Below are 17,486 nucleotides of genomic sequence, written 5' to 3'. Positions count from 1 at the left end.
TTGCTTAACAAGATGGTTACTAAGAAGACTTATACCCAAAAGTAGGTACAATAAAAGGAAAAAAAGAGGATAGTACATTATGCTCGAATCACTATTTACCGCCGAAGCACTTATGGCATTATTAACATTAACGGCTTTAGAAATTGTTCTTGGAATTGATAATATTATTTTTATTGCTATTCTCGTAGGACGTTTGCCTGCCCATCAAAGAGATAAAGGTCGAGTTTTTGGACTAGGCCTTGCGATGATCACACGGATCATGCTCCTTCTTTCACTCTTTTGGATTATGAAGCTGACAACACCCCTTTTTACTCTTTTTTCCTATGCTATTTCAGGACGCGATCTCATTTTGATTCTGGGGGGTCTCTTTCTCCTTGCTAAGTCAACAACCGAAATTCATCAAGATATTGAAGAGGTAGGTGAAGAGGAAAAAGAGCTTAAAAAAGGTTCACGTGGCTTTTTTAATACACTCATTCAGATTGCTGTTTTGGACATTGTTTTCTCTCTTGATTCTGTCATTACGGCTGTGGGCATGGCAAACAATATTATTATTATGATTGTGGCCGTTGTCCTTGCGGTAGGAGTGATGATGTTCGCAAGTAAGGCTATTTCTGATTTCATCGATGCTAATCCTACCATTAAAATCTTAGCACTCTCTTTTTTGATTTTAGTTGGTGTGACGCTTATTGCTGAAGGGTTTGGGCTTCATATCTCAAAAGCCTATGTTTATTTTGCGATGGCATTTTCTCTTGCCGTTGAGTCGATTAATATTTACAGTCGTAAGAAAAAAAGCTAAAAAAATCAGTAGCTAAAAAAAGAGGCGTAATATGTTTTCTCTCCTTCGTTCTTCCAATGCCTTTGCCATTGATCTTGGCACGAATAATACACTTGTATATCAACCCAGTCGTGGAATTATTTTAGATGAGCCTACCTCTATTTCATTCGATACAAAACGAAGTTCTTTTTTTGATAGTGGCGCTTCTTCAAGGCGAATGTGGGGTAAAAATCCTCAACATATCGAAGTGATGCATCCTCTTTCCAAAGGAGCAATTGCCAATTTAACCGTTGCAAAAGCTTATATTAAAGAGGTCATTGCGCGTATCGCTCAGAGCCGATTTTTCAAACCAACGATTCTTGTGAGTGTTCCAAGCGATCTTAATTCGATGGAACGGGGTGCTGTGGTGGAAGCGTGTAAAGATGGAGGTGCTCGTGAAGTAATGCTCATTAAAGACCCTTTTTCTGCCGCTCTTGGCTCCATGCAAGAGATAGAATTACCGAAAGGTGTTTTGGTGCTGGATATTGGAGCTGGGGTAAGCGATATTTCACTTCTTTCGTGTAATGGGATTGTAATGTCAAAGTCTCTCCGTGTTGCTGGAAATGACCTGGATGAGGCAATTATTGAGTATTTTAAAGCGAACAAGCGTATTCTCATTTCACACAATGATGCAGAGCATTTAAAAAAAGAGCTTGGAAATCTTATCAATCGTGAAGAAGTAACAATGCAGATCAATGTCAAAAATCTCGTCTCACGTCTTCCCGAGCGCTTTGTGGCAAGTTCTCATGATGTGCATCAAGCGATTATGCCTTTAGTAGATAAAATGGTTTCACTGACTCACCGCATGCTTTCAGAACTTCCTCCTGCCTTTGCACAAGATATTTACGATCAGGGTATTTTACTGACAGGTGGCTCTTCAATGCTGCTAGGGTTAGATTGTTATCTTTCTGCTAAGTTAGAAATAGCGGTCAATGTTGTGGATAATCCTTTACAAAATATTATTCTAGGAGCAGGGCGAGCCATGGAAGATGTCCGTTATAGCTCCCTTTTAGGCGCATAAGAGCAATAGATTTCGTGCTCTTATCTTACCCTTTAGGGATTAAACATATCAATATATCTTGATATAAAGATAATTTTATGCTACCATTTCATTATTGTTACATGTAAAGGTTCAATCATGAAAAAAGTACTGATTTTATGTACGGGCAACAGTTGTCGAAGTATTATTGCAGAAGCTTTGGTAAACGCACATTTAAAAGGCATCGAAGCGTATAGTGCGGGAGTTCGTGCAAGCGGATATGTCAATGCGTATGCGAAAAAAGTCTTAGAAGAAGAGGGTATTTGGAAAGAGAGCTATCACTCTAAAACACTCGATGAGGTTTTACATGTAAACTTCGATTTGGTAGTCACGGTATGCGATCATGCCAAAGAGAGCTGTCCGATGTTTCCTCGTCCTATCCCTAAAATTCATGTGGGGTTTTCCGATCCTGATGGTAAAGATTATGGGGCATTTATTCTTACATATAAAGCAATTCAAGCAGAGCTTTTGCCTATCATTGAAAAAGAGCTAAGCGATGTTTGATGTATGGGAAAAGATGGTAGATTATCTGGTCTATGGGTTGTTCGGCCTGGATGCTTCGACACAAAAAGCAGAGGTAGTTCATTTTTTCATCTTTGATACGGTGAAAATTTACATTCTTTTAGTGCTGATTATTTTTGCAGTGAGTTTTTTGAGAACCTATTTTAATACCGACAAAGTACGCGTCTATTTGCAAGGTAAAAGTGAGTTCACAGGCAATGTTTTAGCAGCACTTTTTGGCATTATTACGCCATTTTGCAGTTGCTCTGCGATTCCTCTGTTTTTAGGTTTCATGCAAGCACGCATTCCGCTTGGTATTACCTTTAGTTTTTTGATTTCAAGTCCAATGAACAACGAAATTGCGATTGCCCTTTTATTCGGACTTTTTGGCTGGAAAATCACGGCACTGTACATTGGCTTTGGGCTTTTGGTTGCCATTCTAGGCGGTTTTACTGTTGGTAAGCTGGGGATGGAAAAATATGTTCTCATTCCTGTTGTGCCAATGAGTGGTGATTTGGAAGAGGTTGAGATTAAACTTACGGTGAAAAAAAGAGTCAAAGAGTCGTGGGATTACACGCTGGATATTTTACAAAAAATCTATCTCTATGTGATGATTGGTGTTGGTATAGGAGCATTTATTCATGGGTATGTTCCAACAGAATTGATCGTCAAATATGCAGGAAGCAATGCGTGGTACAGTGTTCCTTTCGCTGTACTGTTAGGTGTTCCGATGTATTCTAATGCGGCAGGCGTGATGCCTTTGATCGAGGTCTTAACCAGCAAAGGGATGTTGCTTGGTACGGCTCTGAGTTTTATGATGGCAATTACAGCCCTTAGTTTACCCGAAGCGATGATCTTAAAGCGCATTTTACATGTAAAGCTGATTGCCCTCTTTTTTGGCATTGTTGCCCTTGGAATTATGGGCGTTGGGTATCTGTTTAACGCACTGTTATGATGCTTTTTTGTCGTACATTTTGTGTTATAATCGCGTATTCAAGGAGAGACTATGCGATTAAAAACTAAAGTGGTTGTGATCATAGCTGGATTGCTTTTGAGTGTTTCTATTACAGGTTCTATTATCAATTACATGAAAAATGTCCAGGATACACAAGCGCAACTGCAAAATACTTCATTGCCGCTTTCGGTTGACAATATCTACACTGAGATTCAACAGCGTATGATTGAGCCTTTGCTTGTCTCTTCATTGATGTCTCATGATACTTTTTTGCGAGACTGGCTGATGGACGGCGAAAAAGATATGGATGGCATTGTTCGCTATCTTACGGAGATCCAACAGAAATATGATATTTTTACAACGTTTTTAGTTTCCGATAAAACAAAAAACTATTACCATCCTAGAGGGCTTATTGATGTTGTCAATAAGGATAACAGTGCCGATGCATGGTATTTTCGCTTTAAAGATCAATCAGAGCCTTATGAAATCAATCTGGATCATAATGCCAATTTAAGTGATACTTTAATCATGTTTATCAATTATAAAGTGATGAACTATAAAAATGAGATGATTGGTGTAACGGGTGTGGGTGTGCGGCTTCTCAACATTGAAAAGATGCTCAGCTCCTTTAAAACCAAATATAAATATGACGTCTACTTTGTCGATCAAAAAGGAGAGATAACGCTTTTCTCTCAAGCCCTCAATAAACGTGGCAATATTGCCAACATTGATGGGTTAAAAAGTATCAAAGAAGCTATTTATAAGGGTGAACAGACACAGTTTGAGTATAAAAATAAAGAGGGAGAGTACCTTCTAAATACCAAGTACATTGAAAAACTCAAATTGCAACTTTTTGTCGAAATTGACAAAAAAGAGTATCTTAAAGAGCTTAAGAAAACATTTTATGCCAATTTAGCGATTTCGCTTTTGGTGACCTTGTTGGTAACGCTCATTATTATTTATACGATCAATATTTATCAAAAACAGCTTGTTAAAATGGCAAGTGAAGATTCACTGACGGGACTTGCCAATCGAAGAAAATTTAATGAACATTTTGAAAAATTCTACAAGCTTTACAAAAAAGGGATCAATTCACTCACGCTTATGTTGATTGATATTGATGATTTTAAAGAGGTCAATGACACCTTTGGCCATCTTGTGGGCGATGAGGCTTTAGTGAGGGTTGCTGAAATTTTACGCGTGGAGCTTCGCTCTTCCGATATGGTAGCACGTTGGGGTGGAGAAGAGTTTGCACTGCTTTTCGTTGATGTGAGTTCTGAAAAGAGTGTTGAAATTGCACAGAAAATTTGCCAAGCTATTCGAGAGGACAAAGTGCTGAGTAGTCTTTTACAAAGACCTCTTACGGTGAGTATTGGGGTAGGACATCTTAGCAGTTTGGAGAGTCAAGATGGGTTGGTCTATAAAGTGGACAATGCACTCTATGAAGCTAAAAAAGCTGGCAAAGATCAAGTCATTGTTGCGTAAGGAAAAAAGTATGCAAAACGTAGTGATAGCTGTTTTATTGATGGTGGGTTTGCTGCATGCAGATGAGCTCAAAAAGGTAAGTTTTGAGGAGTATCTTCTCCATTTTGACTATAAAGAGCGTGAAAATATGAAGATCAAAACACCGGATATGTTGGTTCTGATTGAAGAGGGGAAAGCCATCTTGGTGGATGTCCGTTTTCGTGAAGAGTTTGAAGTGTGGCATATGAATTTTGCGAAAAATATTCCGCTCAATGAACTGCCAAAACGTTTGAATGAGCTTCCCAAAGATAAGCTTATCATCACCGCATGTCCGCATAATGACAGATCCAACCTTGCACGTCTTTTTTTGGTGCAAAATGGGTATAACGCAAAGTATCTCAACGATGGGCTTTTAAAAGTGGCTGAGTTTTTACGTGGGGATAATGCAAAAGAGTTTTTAGAGGAATATCAAGCTTCCAAGGAGAAAAAATGAAGATTGAAATTTTAGGAACAGGCTGTGCTAAATGTCAAGCGTTGACATTACATGTAAAAGAGGCTGTGGCTAAAAAAGGGCTGTTTGCACAAATCGAAAAAGTAGAAGATCTCATGCAAATTATGCATTATGGAGTGACTTCTACACCTGCTTTGGTTATTGATGGCAAAGTTGTTAGTAGTGGTAAATTGTTAAGTGTCGATGAAATTGTGGCACTCTTAGGGTAGGGAAAAATGATGAATGAATCGGTTGAGCAAAAAGCATTAGAGTATTTTTCAAATGGGTATGTGTGCAGTGAAGCAGTTTTAAAAACCATCGCAGAAAAACATGACATTGATTCGCCATTGATTCCTGCCATTGCCTCAGGATTTGGAAGTGGTTTGTCACGCAGCGAAGGTGGACTTTGTGGAGCATATAGTGGTGGAGTTATGGCACTTTCCCTGCTTCAAGGACGAACAAATGCAAGTGCACCCAAAGATCCACTTTATCACAATGTACAACTCTTTAAAGAGCGTTTTGAAAAAGCCTTTGGAAGCTGTGAATGTGCCAAACTTTTGGGCTTTTCACTCAGTTCTCCTGATGCAGGAGAAAAATTTAAAGAGGGCAACTGCAAAACCTGTAAGTGCGATCTTTATGTGGTTTATGCGGTTAAAGAGGTAGAACATATGCTTACATGTAAAGCAGAAGAGCCATTGTAAAACGGCTCTTAGTTCTTTTACGCTTCGATCCAACCGCCGCCGATAACGAGGTCATCTTGGTAGACAACGAGCGCTTGCCCGCTTGCGAGTCCAAAAACGCCCTCTTCAAGATTGGCGATGATCTTGCCATTGTCAATTTTCACATACGCTTTGGTTTTAGGACTTCGGTAGCGTACTTTAACCGCATATTCACCCTCTTGAAAATCGTTACTTAACGAGAAATTTTCGGCAACCACTTGGGTTTGAAGCAGGTCTTCTTTGGTTCCTGCAATCACGGTATTGGTCTTCGCATCGATATTGACGACAAAATGTGGGTCGTGTGCTCCGTTGATGGTTAAGCCTTTGCGCTTGCCAATCGTGTAGTGCATGTACCCTTTATGTTCACCAATCACCTTGCCATTCACATCTTTGATCAATCCCTTTTGATCGACGTTGATATGTTTTTTCAACACTTCAATATAGGTGTCGGTGACAAAACAAATTTCTTGAGACTCTTTGTAGGTTTCTAATGTTCCCAGCCACGGTAATTCTTTGAGTGCAATAGGTTTAATATCATTTTTAAGCATGTTTCCTAGTGGGAAAATGATCTTATCGATCACCTCTTTTTTAAGCCCAAAGAGGAAATAGCTTTGATCTTTGCTCATATCAAATGCTTCTTTGATATGACCGTTTTCAATGCGTGCGTAATGTCCTGTGGCAATTTTGTCGCATCCCATCTCCATCGCTTTTTCAAACGCAAACCCAAATTTCATTTTAGGGTTACAAAAGGCACACGGATTGGGCGTGAGTCCTTGCTCATACGATCTCACAAAGTAGTCATAGACATGCTCTTTAAAAAGGGCTTTAGCGTCTAATACATGGGTCTCAATGCCCAAATGATGGCTGACTTTTTCGATGTTAGCGATGTTAATCGCATGTTTTTTCTCATCCTCATGGAGTTTGAGATAGATGCCAATGACCTCATGCCCTTGGTTTTTGAGCAGATAAGCGGAATAACTGGAGTCAATACCGCCGCTCATAAGGAGTGCAATTTTCATAGATGTGTTCTCTTTTATTTACAATTTCGACGTCTAAAGAGTAAAAGTCTTTACGTTTCGTGTTGACCCAAAATAGGGCACCATTAATCTTTGATACGCTTTTAAAGCAAAGCTCTAAAAGCTACGCTAACGCTGAGTTCACTTCGGCAGTGAGCCCACGCTACGCTCAAAAAATCAAAAAAGGAGTCAGGGCTAAACTTTTTACTTTTCTTTACATGTAAAGCGAAAAAGGCAGGGAAGGTAAACGTTTAGCGTTAAAACATGGGGATTTTAAAAGAGGCTGGAGCTGGTGAAGGGACTCGAACCCCCGACCTGTTGATTACGGATCAACTGCTCTACCAACTGAGCTACACCAGCGCGATGAAATTTTACCCCATGTTTACTTGTATTACTTTAAAAGTATCCTCATTTGGGGAGTGAATGAACCATTTTACATGTAAAACGTTTTTTCACTCCCCAAAAACCTTAGTGTGCTAAGGCTTGGTCAATGTCGGCCAGTAAATCTTCTAAGTCTTCAATGCCCACAGAGAGGCGAATCATGCCCTCATTTAGTTCATAGGAAGCTTTTTGTTCATCAGTATACTCCGCGTAAATCGTATGATACGGTGCAATCACTAACGATTTGTTGTCTTGAATGTTAGTTCCGCGTTTAATGATGGCAAGAGCATTTAAAAACGCATAAGCTTTCTCTTTATTTTCTAAACTAAAGGTGACAATTGCACCACCACCGCTGAACTGTTTGGACGCATTGGCATAAGCGCGGGAATTTTCCAAAAATGGATAATCCACGCTCACGACGTCCGTTTTGCTTTGAAGGTGTTTTGCCACCGCCAAAGCATTGCTACAGCTGCGTTGGACTCTCAGATCCATGGTTTCCAAGCCAAGAGAGAGCAAATAAGCACTTTGAGCGCTCAGTGAAGCACCCAGGTTTCTAAAGGTCTCTTTGCGAAGACGTGCCATAAAGGCAAATGGACCAAATTTTTTGAAAAAAGGCTCCAAATTCACATGGTTTTTCCAGTTAAACGTGCCATTGTCGACAATTAAACCACCCAAAACATGCCCACCACCGCTGATGTATTTGGTTGCGGAGATAATCTCTATATCTGCGCCATGTTTTTTCGCATCAAAAATATTCCATGGTGTCATCGTTGTATCGAGTATTAAAGGAACGTTGTGTTCTTTTAAAACACTTTTAATTGCTGCAAAATCAGGCACGATCAGTTGTGGATTGCTTACGCTTTCACAAAAAAGCAGACGTGTTTTTGCATCGATATTTTTCGAGATTTCCTCAAGATCATTCACATCGACATAACGTACTTCCACTCCAAAATCGCTGAAAAGGGTTTGAAACAACGAGAGCGTGTTGCCGAACAAAAATTTAGTGGTGAGGATGTTGTCGCCACTTTTCACCAGTGCAAACAGCGCATTAGAGATCGCCGCCATACCTGTTGCCGTAGCGATAACCCCAAAAGCACCACTGATGGCTTTGATTTTGAGTTCAAACTCTTCGATGGAAGGGTTTGAGGAGCGTGTGTAGACATGCCCCATCTTTTGACCTTTAAAAACAGCCTCTAAATCTTCCGCTTTTTCAAACTCAAAGGCTGAACTTTGGTAGATGGGGAAGCGCATTGCGCCATGTTGGTCTTTGTGTGCAGGTTTGGCGTGCAATGCTTTGGTGGTAAATCCCATAAAATATCCTTCTTTGTAGGTAAATCGCGTAGAAAAAATTCCGCACGAGACACTTTGAGCCGATGGGACGAAAAGCGTGAGCGTTTCGGGAAACACATCATGCCTCAACCGTGTCGAGAAAGGGTTTTTTCGATAGCTGATTTACGTTTACATGTAAATAATTTTTCCGCTATTCTCAGCGGGTACTATGTTCTCACGTGCGACGCACTCACCGATGATTAAGACCGCTGGTGTGGCACATAATGCGCTCATTTTATCTAATTTTCCCACAGTTCCCACTATGGTGACTTGATCGGGCAGGTCAATCTTCGAGACAAATGCCGCAGGAAGGTTGGGGTCGATGTTTTGTTTGGCTATGGCATCTTCGATTTTTTTCGCAAAACTGTGCGCCATTAAAACAATGACCGTATGCAAAGGCTGTTTTAAAATGCTCACCCAATCATCGTTAAAAAGCGTCTCACGAAGGTGCGCAGAGACGATAGTCACCCCTTTGGAAATATCACGAATCGTGGGCACAATACCTGAAACGGTGCATGATCTTAGGGCTGAGGTAATGCCATTGATCACCTCAAATGCAATGCCATGTTGTGCCAAAACTTGTTTCTCTTCTCCCAAGCGACCAAACAGAAGCGGGTCGCCACCTTTAAGGCGTCCAACGACAAGTCCTTGTTTGGCATATTCGACCAAAAGCGCGTTAATTTCATCTTGGCTTTTAGAGTGAAATCCTTTCTTTTTGCTCACATCGACCACTTTACATGTAAGCGGAATGAGGGCGCGAATTTCCTCTGAAACCAACGCATCCACCAACGCAACATCGAGCAGTTCAAAGGCATTTAAAGCATCTAATGTGAGATTACCCACATACCCCGTTCCACAGCCGATCAAAAAGACTTTTCCCACACCTGCTTTGGCGATCTCTTTGAGTTTATCCAAATCACGGTCTGGCTTTTTGCGCTCGGTTTTCAGTCTGTCGATGAGTGCAGTCAAATCACGCGGTAAAATTTTCTCGATCTTATCACGAATCACTTGTGCCAAGGTGGGCGAACTGCCGCCACTGCTGACAGCGACTTGAATGTCACCACGACGCGTGAGTGCGCTAAAGTAAAAATCGCACAGTTCTGGCACATCAACCACGTTGAGCCAAAAATGATGAATCGGTTTGAGCGCGACCAAACGCTGGGTCACTTGCTCATTGCCCGTCGCATCAATAATCACCTCAAAACCCTCAGCATCACTGTCCTCAAACGTTTTACATGTAAAGATTTTGGAATCAAAATAGGCATCGAGCCTTGATTCTGCGACGATTTCGTACGCAAAATCAAGACTGTCCAGTACGCGCGCTTTTTGTGCGGCGACTTTGCCCGCCCCGATCAAAAGCGTGCGTTTTGGCGTGAGTGCGATGCCTAGAGTGCTCATTTTTTCACGATCCTGACACGCCAGCCATTGCCTTCTTTCGTGGTCGCTTCGACGGTGTGTCCTTCACTTGCCACCGATTTTGGCACGTTATCAATCGGTGCGCCATCATCGAGTAAAATCTCCAAGACCTCACCGCTTCCAATTTTAGAGAGTTCCATCTTCGTTTTCACGAAGTTCATCGGGCACGCAACGCCACTAAGGTCTTTAAAATGGGCTGATTTTTCTTCTTTAGGCGCATTTGCCGCCGCTAACTCTTTCTCTTTGGCAAATTTAAGGGTATTATCCATTGTCTCGTAAAGCTTGATAACTTCTTCTGCCAGCTCGATGGATTTTTCATCGGCATCGCCCTCTAACATCGTTCCAAAATAGGCGTTGAGCAGTGTCGTGTCAATAAAAAGTGTTTTAAAGGCTTTCAATACGCCTGCTTTATCGCGCGCATCCTCTCCACGTGTGACCAAAAGCATACGAGCCGCCAAAAGACGAATCAACTCATAGTCTTTTTCCTCTTTTTCAAGTGCTTCTTTAAGTGCCTTTTTATCGGCTTCGATAAGGTCGTACATACCTGCACTACATTCTCCTGTTCCTCTTCCTTTTAGTGAGAAGAGTTCCACCGCATCATAGTCAAAGTAAGGGTTTTTATCCTCTTTGAATGAAGGGATATCCACGTATTTTTTGCTGATTTCAGTGATGATAGCAAGCCCGCCATCGTCAATCCAGTCTGCAAAACTCTTGTAAGCCTTTACATGTAAAAGCCACGTATCCAAAACTTCTTCGACAAAGGCAGGAACATGAAAAGCGGCAACATCACCCGCTTTTTGCGCGTACACACTGCCATCACCTGACGTGCGAGAGCCTGCTACCACGTTGTACGCTGGGTAGGAGTAGCCCTCATTGCGTTGGACTTTTCCGAAAAATCCAAGATCGCCGATAAGGTGCTTTCCACAACTGTTCGGACAACCCGATAAATGGATTTTAAATCCTTGAAGGGCGTCATAGTCACGCTCATCGATCAGTTTATTGAGACGTTTTTGAATCGCATCCACCGCACCTCTGGGGCGAGCGATGCCGAGTTGACACGTTGCCGCACCTGTACACGCGACCATATCGCCAAAGAGCGTTGGTTTAGAGACTTCAACAGAAAATTTTTGCAAGATGTCGTGCAAACTTGCCATTTGAGGCGCTGTAAGGTTTCGGATGTAAAGGTTTTGATCTCCTGTAAAACGAAGCACATCTTCGCCAAATGGAAGCAGTGCATTGGCAAGGTTGCGTGCATTTTCGAAATGAATGTCGCCTAAATGAACAGGCACTTTACATCCGTAAAGCCCCTCTTGTTTTTGGGCGTAAACGTAACGGTTCCACCATTTTTTAATGTTTTGAGGAACAACGAAAGGCTCATGCGTTGTGTCGCCAACCGTACGTTCAATTTCAGTGATTGGCATCTCCCAGTCACCTTTGGCTTTTACCGCTTTAAGCTCCACGTCAAGGAGTTTGTTAAACTCTTCAAGACCTAGATCTTCAAACAAGAAGCGAAGACGCGCAGCATGTTTATTTTTGCGGTTGCCATATTTGTCGAATACTTGTTTGATCGCTTGAGAGTATAAAAAGACTTCGGTATCTGGCACGAAATCGCGAAGCTTTGTTCCTAAGCGAGATTTTGCACCCATACCGCCAGCCGTAAAGAGTTTAAAGCCTTTCACGCCATCTTGAATCTTGGCGATAAAACCAACATCGTGAATCGTAGCATAACCACGGTCTGCTTCTGAGCCACTAAAGGTGATTTTGAACTTTCGAGGAAGCGCAAACGAGTCTTTTTGCTCTAGCATTTTAGAGGTAATCGCAAGGGCATAAGGTGAAACATCGAAAATCTCATCTTTCGCTGTGCCTGCAAGTGGATCAGCCATGACATTACGGACGGTATTTCCTCCGCCACCACGACCACTGAGGTCGATGCTGTGCAAGGTTTCGATAATACTGATAATATCTTCAATCTTGACATAGTGGAGCTGTGCGCCACCACGCGTGGTGATGTGAATCGCCTCGTGCGCGTACTTCTCTGCCAAGTCTGAGAGTGTTAAAAGTTGTTTGGGGGTTAGGATACCGCCAGCCAGTTTGATGCGCACCATAAAGGTATTGGCTTCACGTTGTTCGTACACGCCAAAGGGAACGCGCATCGTTTTAAAGGTGAGATCATCCAGTGTGCCTGCTAAAAATTCGGCATGATTTTTTTTGAAAATTTCCAAGTCATCGTAGACCATTTGGGGAATAATATAGTGGCTCATAATCGTAACTCCTTATCGTTACATGTAAACGTTTTAATGAAGAAGGCAGCTTCCGAAATAAATCCTCTTGCAACACGGTTGAGGCACGATGGGAGCCCCGAAACGCTCCGCTTATTCGTCCCATCGGCTCAAAGTGTTTTACTCGGATTTTTTCTACGCGCCTTCTTCATAACTCTAAATAATGTTAATTTCTTCTTTTTCAACCGTTTTGTTTTTAATAATAAATGACTTCATATCAGGTACTTCGCCTGCAAGTGAGACGATAATGTAGCTGACATTGGGATCAAACGCTAAACGAATGTCCTCTTCGCTTGGACGTGCGGGTGTTTCTGGGTGAGAGTGATAAACAGAGATCAGTCTCAACCCTTCTTTTTGCGTCTTTTTAAACGCGTCAAACTGCTCTTGCGGATCAAAGCTGAAGTGTTCATTGCTTGCATCCGTATTTTTCATATGGATGGCGTATTTCACTTCGCCATTGATCCCCGCAAGATAACCACATGCTTCAATCGGGTTATCTCTAAGCGCGTGTGCGACGATCTCATCGTACACGCTTTGTGGGATTTTTATCATAGCTTTGCCTCACAGACAACCGCTTCATAATCTCGTATCTCTTTGATTCCCTCTCCACCACAGACGCGACATTTTGGGTTTTTCTTGAAATTCACATTTCTAAAATTCATTGTTTTCGCATCAAAGGTTAAGAGCCTGTTGTAAAGGGGCTCACCGACACCCACGATGTACTTGAGTGCTTCTGCGGCTTGGATGGTTCCAAGCATTCCTGCAACCGCTCCTAAGATGCCCGCACTTGAACATGTCGGAATGGCATTTGCAGGAGGAGGGCTGTCAAACACACAGGCGTAACATGCGCTCTCGTGCGGTTTAATCGTCATCGTTTGTCCACCAAAACGTAAAATACCACCATGAGAATAAGGGACATTTGCTAAAACACACGCATCGTTAATCAAAAATTTTGCCGAAAAATTGTCGGTTCCATCGATGACAAAGTCGTAGCCTTTGACGATGTCTAAAATGTTGGAAGCGTCTAAGAATTTTTGATAGACGGTCACTTTAACATTCGGATTGATCGCTTCCATTTTCGCTTTCGCCGAGAGCACTTTAGGCACACCAATGTCTGATGTGGCGTGAATGACTTGACGTTGAAGGTTTGAAAGATCGACTACATCGCCATCCACGATACCGATTTCACCCACACCTGCGGCCGCTAAGTAAAGCGCTACAGGAGAGCCAAGCCCGCCTGCACCGATGACTAAAACTTTTGAATTGGCAATCTTCTCTTGTCCTTCAATACCGACGTCTTGGAGGATGATGTGGCGCGAATAACGCTCTAATTCCTCATCGCTAAACTCTTTCACGCGCCACCTCCCATAAAATATAAAAAGTTGATCTCATCGCCATCTTTTAGGGTAATACTTTTGTGTTCGTCTTGTCTTACAAATTCATCATTGAGCTGTACCGAGACCATGTCAGGTTGCTCTACATTTTCAATAATGAGTAATTCAGGTAAGCTAACGCCATCCTTAATCTCTTTTACGTCGCCGTTAATGGTTAATTTCATGGTTGTCCTTTGTGTATCAAATTTAAAAGCACCAAGGGTGCGCGGGCATTCCGCCGAGGAAAACCCAGTGTTAACGTAGCTTTGAGAGCTTTGCCCTCAAAGCGTGTAGAGAGTTCTTCAAGAACTCGCCTTAATGGAACTGATGTGGAAAATGTTTACGAAGTAGGGCAAAAAGCTCCTCTTCAAACTCTGCACTGGTGCTTGCTTTGTCGACCAAAACATCGCTTACATGTAAAGACTTTGTACGACGTGTGGTGTACTGCTCTAACACTTCAGTGATGATACCACCACCTGCGATGTCAAATTCATCGACGATGACAAAACGACCTAACTTTTGGTTCTCGGAAAATAATTCCATTGCCAAAAGATCATGCACTCTAAAGATGACACACGCCGCTTCATGACGACCTACACTTGGTTCATCGGCATGGTCTAGCGTATCGCCATCGATCACGCGTTTGATCTCTTCAAGATAGATGGTACTTTGCGCCGAACCGATCTTGATCTTGTAGGGTTTATCCAGTTCCAACGGTTTTGCGCCTAACCAAAAGAGATTCGCTTCAAATCGGTTACTGACTTTTGGCGCACTCTGGTCTGCACGGGCTACCACATCGCCATTTCGCACGTAAATCTGTGTTTCAAGCGTAAAGCCAATGGCTTCGCTTTCTTTAACACTCGTTTTGACTTCGGTGTTAAAACTCTCGATGCTTGCGACTTTGGAGCGTTTCAAAGATGGATAAAAAACCACTTCATCACCCACATTGAGCTCGCCACTGGTGACGGTTCCCGCATAAATTCGACGGTCATCGTTGTCGCGTGTAAACTTGTACACATCTTGTAATGGCATTCTAAAGTCATCATTCTCTTTTTCTTCCACGCTTTTGAAACTATCTAAAATTTCTAAAACCGTTGGTCCTTTGTACCAAGGGGTCTCTTTGGCATGCTCGATGAGGTTTACACCTTCTCTTGCACTGATCGGGATGAAAATGTCGCTTTTAATCCCAAGTGTCGCCAAGTATTCGCTGTACTCCACTTTCAGTTTTGTAAAGGCGATTTCACTAAAGTTTACCAAGTCCATTTTATTGACCACAATCGCCACTTGTTTGATGCCCAAAAGGGAAAGAAGCATTCCGTGACGTTTGGAGTTTTCCGCCACGCCCTCTTTAGCGTCGATGAGAAGTAAAGCCGCCTCCGCGCGAGACGCTCCACTGATCATGTTTTTCAAAAATTCGATGTGACCAGGAGCGTCGATGATGATGTACTCTCGTTTTTTACTTTGAAAAAAGACGCGCGCACTGTCTATCGTAATGCCTTGCTTTTGCTCATCGGCTAGTGCGTCGAGCAAGAAGGCATACTCAAAGGGACGTGCATTGTTTTCACACATCTTTTTCACACTCTCAAGTTTTCCTTGTGGCAATGAGTCGGTGTCGGCAAGAAGACGCCCGATGAGCGTACTCTTACCATGATCGACGTGTCCTGTGATGACAATATTGAGTCTTTGCATTACATATATCCTTCTTTTCTTAGTGCTTCAAGTGTGCCGCCGCCGTCTTTATCTTGCGCTCTGCCTGAGCGTTCCGCGATATCTTTAAACTTACCACTGGTAAGCTCTTCGATGATCTCTTTTGGATTACGAGCCACAGAGTCCACAGGTGCCGTACACGGAAAACATCCGAGTGATCGGTAGCGTTTACCATTACCTTGGTCAAAATAGAGGTTGATAATAGGAATATTTTCCCTCTCAATGTACTCCCAAATGTTCAGCTCCGTCCACTCCAAAAGTGGGTGGATGCGCACATGCGTTCCAGGTGCAAAATCGGTTTTATACTGGTTCCAAAGCTCTGGTGGTTGGGTACTCGCATCCCATTCGCTCTTTTCATCACGTGCTGAAAAAACACGCTCTTTGGAGCGACTGCCTTCTTCATCGGCACGAACACCAACGATCACGCCCGTATACGGTGCTCCGTTTAGCTCATCTTCCCATACTTTTTTGTAAGGATTCCATTTACGGCGTGCCCATGTTCCATCAAGCGTATTTTTGAGCGCGTCGCTTTTAAGCTTTTTACAGCAGCTGAGGCGATCAAGTCCATTGACAAAGGTTTCACCCTTTGCCAGCGCTTCTTTGTTTTGCCCAACAACGAGGTTTAAGTCCCATTGAATCGCGATTTCATCGCGGTATTTGATCATCTCAGGTATTTTAAACGCGGTGTCGATGTGCACGAGCGGATAGGGCACATGCCCAAAAAATGCTTTTCGTGTGAGCCACAAAAGTACCGTGCTATCTTTGCCGATGCTCCAAAGCATGGCAAGATTTGGGAAGCTTCTGTAAGCTTCTCTCAAAATGTAGATACTCTGGGCTTCGAGTCTGTCTAAATGATCCATATCAATCCTTTTTATGCAGATGCAATCCGCACTCTTTATGTTCAGGGTTCTCCCACCACCATCTGCCTGCTCTGATATCTTCGCCCTCAGAAATGGCGCGTGTGCAGGGCTTACAGCCGATGCTTTTAAAGCCTTTGGCGTATAAGGCATTTTGAGGTATAGCGTTTTCACGCATATAACGCGCCACCTCTTCATCGCTAAAATAGGCGATAGGGTTGAATTTTAAAAGCTCAAACTTTCCATCAAACTCGACCAGTTTTGTGTCGCTTCTAGTAATGGACTGCGCGATGCGAATACCGCTGATCCAGCCATCATACCCTTTAAGTGCGTGGGCTAAAGGGATGAGCTTGCGTACATGGCAACACTCTTTGCGAAGGTTGATATCATCAAAGATGCCGAATTCTCCGACCTTTGCTTCTAAAGCTTTGATCTGTTCGTCACTTGCGCTAAAGCGTTTGATGGTAAGCCCAAAAAAGGCTTCGATCTCTTTTTCATATACTAACGATTCATCAAAAAGTTTGTGTGTTTCAAGCGTAAAAATATCAAAATCAATGCCCGCTTTTTGCGCAAGTGAGATGTTGATGGCGTCTTCACTTTGATGGCTAAATGCCAATGTGACTTTAAGAGCTTTGGCTCCAACAAGTTCTTGAAGGGTGTTAATCGCTTCAGCGACTTTTACCTCATAGTTTTGGTTCATATCTGATACTCTAAGTGTGTTTTTTCTCGCCCAAAATCGATTTTGTTCCATGCGCGCTCATGAAAGTAATAGAGCAACGTTTTAGTGATAAGCTCAAATCCGCCAATAGAGATGGCGGCAAGTGGACTTCCTGTGACGATAAAACTGATCAACATGGTATCAACCGTTCCGAGTGTTCTCCATGAGATTGCTTTGACGATACTACGTTTTTTATCCTCTACCATGTTGCCTCCTTTTTAATTTTCAGAATCATAGCATTTTAGTAGAGTATTGTCAAGTAAGTTTATTAGAATAGTAATGTATAAAATTTACAATTGATTTTTCTCAAAAAGTTTAGTTTAAGTGATAAAAATTAGACGAAAAAATAAAGAATAAATTTATCTGCTTAGGTGTGAGATTATTTGGGGTGTAGCAAAAACAAAAAAGCTTTAATTTTTTATTTGATA

Annotated in this window: 19 protein-coding genes and 1 tRNA gene; 8 read left to right on the top strand and 12 right to left on the bottom strand. The window is 42.3% G+C overall.

All coding sequences use genetic code 11. From position 1 onward, the window contains the following. Positions 1-79 precede the first annotated feature (79 nt). From Sdiek1_RS14100 to Sdiek1_RS14065, 8 genes are all read left to right on the top strand, one after another. Positions 80-796, top strand: coding sequence for a TerC family protein (locus Sdiek1_RS14100; protein ID WP_087439686.1), 717 nt, complete (start codon positions 80-82; stop codon positions 794-796). Between the two features lie 31 nt (positions 797-827). Next, on the top strand, positions 828-1,835 hold the full coding sequence (locus tag Sdiek1_RS14095) for a rod shape-determining protein (RefSeq protein ID WP_087439685.1): 1,008 nt from the start codon (positions 828-830) through the stop codon (positions 1,833-1,835). Between the two features lie 117 nt (positions 1,836-1,952). Beyond that, entirely contained in the window at positions 1,953-2,357 is a 405-nt protein-coding gene (locus Sdiek1_RS14090) for an arsenate reductase ArsC (protein WP_192866753.1), read from the top strand. Continuing rightward, a complete protein-coding gene (locus Sdiek1_RS14085; protein WP_087439683.1) occupies positions 2,350-3,309 on the top strand; it encodes a permease in 960 nt (319 codons plus the stop codon). The genes Sdiek1_RS14090 and Sdiek1_RS14085 overlap by 8 nt, the downstream gene beginning before the upstream one ends. 51 nt (positions 3,310-3,360) lie before the next feature. Then, the gene (locus tag Sdiek1_RS14080) at positions 3,361-4,794 is read left to right on the top strand and encodes a sensor domain-containing diguanylate cyclase (RefSeq protein ID WP_087439682.1); all 1,434 of its coding nucleotides are present in this window, start codon (positions 3,361-3,363) and stop codon (positions 4,792-4,794) included. 10 nt (positions 4,795-4,804) lie between these two features. Continuing rightward, on the top strand, positions 4,805-5,266 hold the full coding sequence (locus Sdiek1_RS14075) for a rhodanese-like domain-containing protein (RefSeq protein ID WP_087439681.1): 462 nt from the start codon (positions 4,805-4,807) through the stop codon (positions 5,264-5,266). Further along, positions 5,263-5,493 (top strand): thioredoxin family protein, encoded by a 231-nt coding sequence (locus tag Sdiek1_RS14070; protein ID WP_087439680.1) that lies wholly within the window; start codon positions 5,263-5,265, stop codon positions 5,491-5,493. The genes Sdiek1_RS14075 and Sdiek1_RS14070 overlap by 4 nt, the downstream gene beginning before the upstream one ends. A gap of 9 nt (positions 5,494-5,502) precedes the next feature. Next, positions 5,503-5,964: a C-GCAxxG-C-C family protein gene (locus tag Sdiek1_RS14065; protein WP_161492057.1), complete on the top strand. Its 462-nt coding sequence runs from the start codon at positions 5,503-5,505 to the stop codon at positions 5,962-5,964. A gap of 17 nt (positions 5,965-5,981) precedes the next feature. On the opposite strand, the gene mnmA is transcribed toward Sdiek1_RS14065, so the two are convergent. The 12 genes from mnmA to Sdiek1_RS14005 all read right to left on the bottom strand — a co-directional run bounded on the left by mnmA (position 5,982) and on the right by Sdiek1_RS14005 (position 17,264). Next, complete coding sequence (gene mnmA, locus Sdiek1_RS14060) at positions 5,982-7,001, bottom strand: tRNA 2-thiouridine(34) synthase MnmA (RefSeq protein WP_087439678.1); 1,020 nt, start codon at positions 6,999-7,001, stop codon at positions 5,982-5,984. Positions 7,002-7,282: 281 nt separating this feature from the next. Then, a tRNA-Thr gene (locus Sdiek1_RS14055) sits at positions 7,283-7,358 on the bottom strand. Between the two features lie 108 nt (positions 7,359-7,466). Next, positions 7,467-8,690, bottom strand: a complete 1,224-nt coding sequence (locus Sdiek1_RS14050) for an aminotransferase class I/II-fold pyridoxal phosphate-dependent enzyme (protein WP_087439677.1) — start codon at positions 8,688-8,690, stop codon at positions 7,467-7,469. Positions 8,691-8,837: 147 nt separating this feature from the next. Continuing rightward, positions 8,838-10,106, bottom strand: coding sequence for a uroporphyrinogen-III C-methyltransferase (gene cobA, locus Sdiek1_RS14045; RefSeq protein ID WP_087439676.1), 1,269 nt, complete (start codon positions 10,104-10,106; stop codon positions 8,838-8,840). Then, positions 10,103-12,385: a ferredoxin-like domain-containing protein gene (locus tag Sdiek1_RS14040; protein WP_087439675.1), complete on the bottom strand. Its 2,283-nt coding sequence runs from the start codon at positions 12,383-12,385 to the stop codon at positions 10,103-10,105. Before Sdiek1_RS14040 ends, cobA begins: the two co-directional genes overlap by 4 nt. A gap of 174 nt (positions 12,386-12,559) precedes the next feature. Then, the gene (locus Sdiek1_RS14035; RefSeq protein ID WP_087439674.1) at positions 12,560-12,955 is read right to left on the bottom strand and encodes a M67 family metallopeptidase; all 396 of its coding nucleotides are present in this window, start codon (positions 12,953-12,955) and stop codon (positions 12,560-12,562) included. Beyond that, positions 12,952-13,758, bottom strand: coding sequence for a HesA/MoeB/ThiF family protein (locus Sdiek1_RS14030; protein WP_087439673.1), 807 nt, complete (start codon positions 13,756-13,758; stop codon positions 12,952-12,954). The genes Sdiek1_RS14035 and Sdiek1_RS14030 overlap by 4 nt, the downstream gene beginning before the upstream one ends. Beyond that, positions 13,755-13,961, bottom strand: coding sequence for a sulfur carrier protein ThiS (thiS, locus tag Sdiek1_RS14025; protein WP_087439672.1), 207 nt, complete (start codon positions 13,959-13,961; stop codon positions 13,755-13,757). Before thiS ends, Sdiek1_RS14030 begins: the two co-directional genes overlap by 4 nt. A gap of 130 nt (positions 13,962-14,091) precedes the next feature. Beyond that, positions 14,092-15,465 carry a sulfate adenylyltransferase subunit 1 gene (locus tag Sdiek1_RS14020; RefSeq protein WP_087439671.1) on the bottom strand — a complete coding sequence of 458 codons (1,374 nt, stop codon included), beginning with the start codon at positions 15,463-15,465 and terminating at the stop codon, positions 14,092-14,094. Beyond that, a complete protein-coding gene (cysD, locus tag Sdiek1_RS14015; protein ID WP_087439670.1) occupies positions 15,465-16,343 on the bottom strand; it encodes a sulfate adenylyltransferase subunit CysD in 879 nt (292 codons plus the stop codon). Before cysD ends, Sdiek1_RS14020 begins: the two co-directional genes overlap by 1 nt. A gap of 1 nt (position 16,344) precedes the next feature. After that, positions 16,345-17,040, bottom strand: a complete 696-nt coding sequence (locus tag Sdiek1_RS14010) for a phosphoadenylyl-sulfate reductase (RefSeq protein ID WP_087439669.1) — start codon at positions 17,038-17,040, stop codon at positions 16,345-16,347. After that, on the bottom strand, positions 17,037-17,264 hold the full coding sequence (locus Sdiek1_RS14005) for a DUF2061 domain-containing protein (RefSeq protein WP_087439668.1): 228 nt from the start codon (positions 17,262-17,264) through the stop codon (positions 17,037-17,039). Before Sdiek1_RS14005 ends, Sdiek1_RS14010 begins: the two co-directional genes overlap by 4 nt. Between the last annotated feature and the right edge of the window lie 222 nt (positions 17,265-17,486).

The organism is Sulfurospirillum diekertiae, from assembly GCF_002162315.1.
In the GTDB taxonomy this organism is placed as follows: Bacteria; Campylobacterota; Campylobacteria; order Campylobacterales; family Sulfurospirillaceae; genus Sulfurospirillum.
The sequence above is the reverse complement of the archived record's forward strand: the minus strand, read 5'-3'. Positions and strand labels throughout refer to the sequence as shown.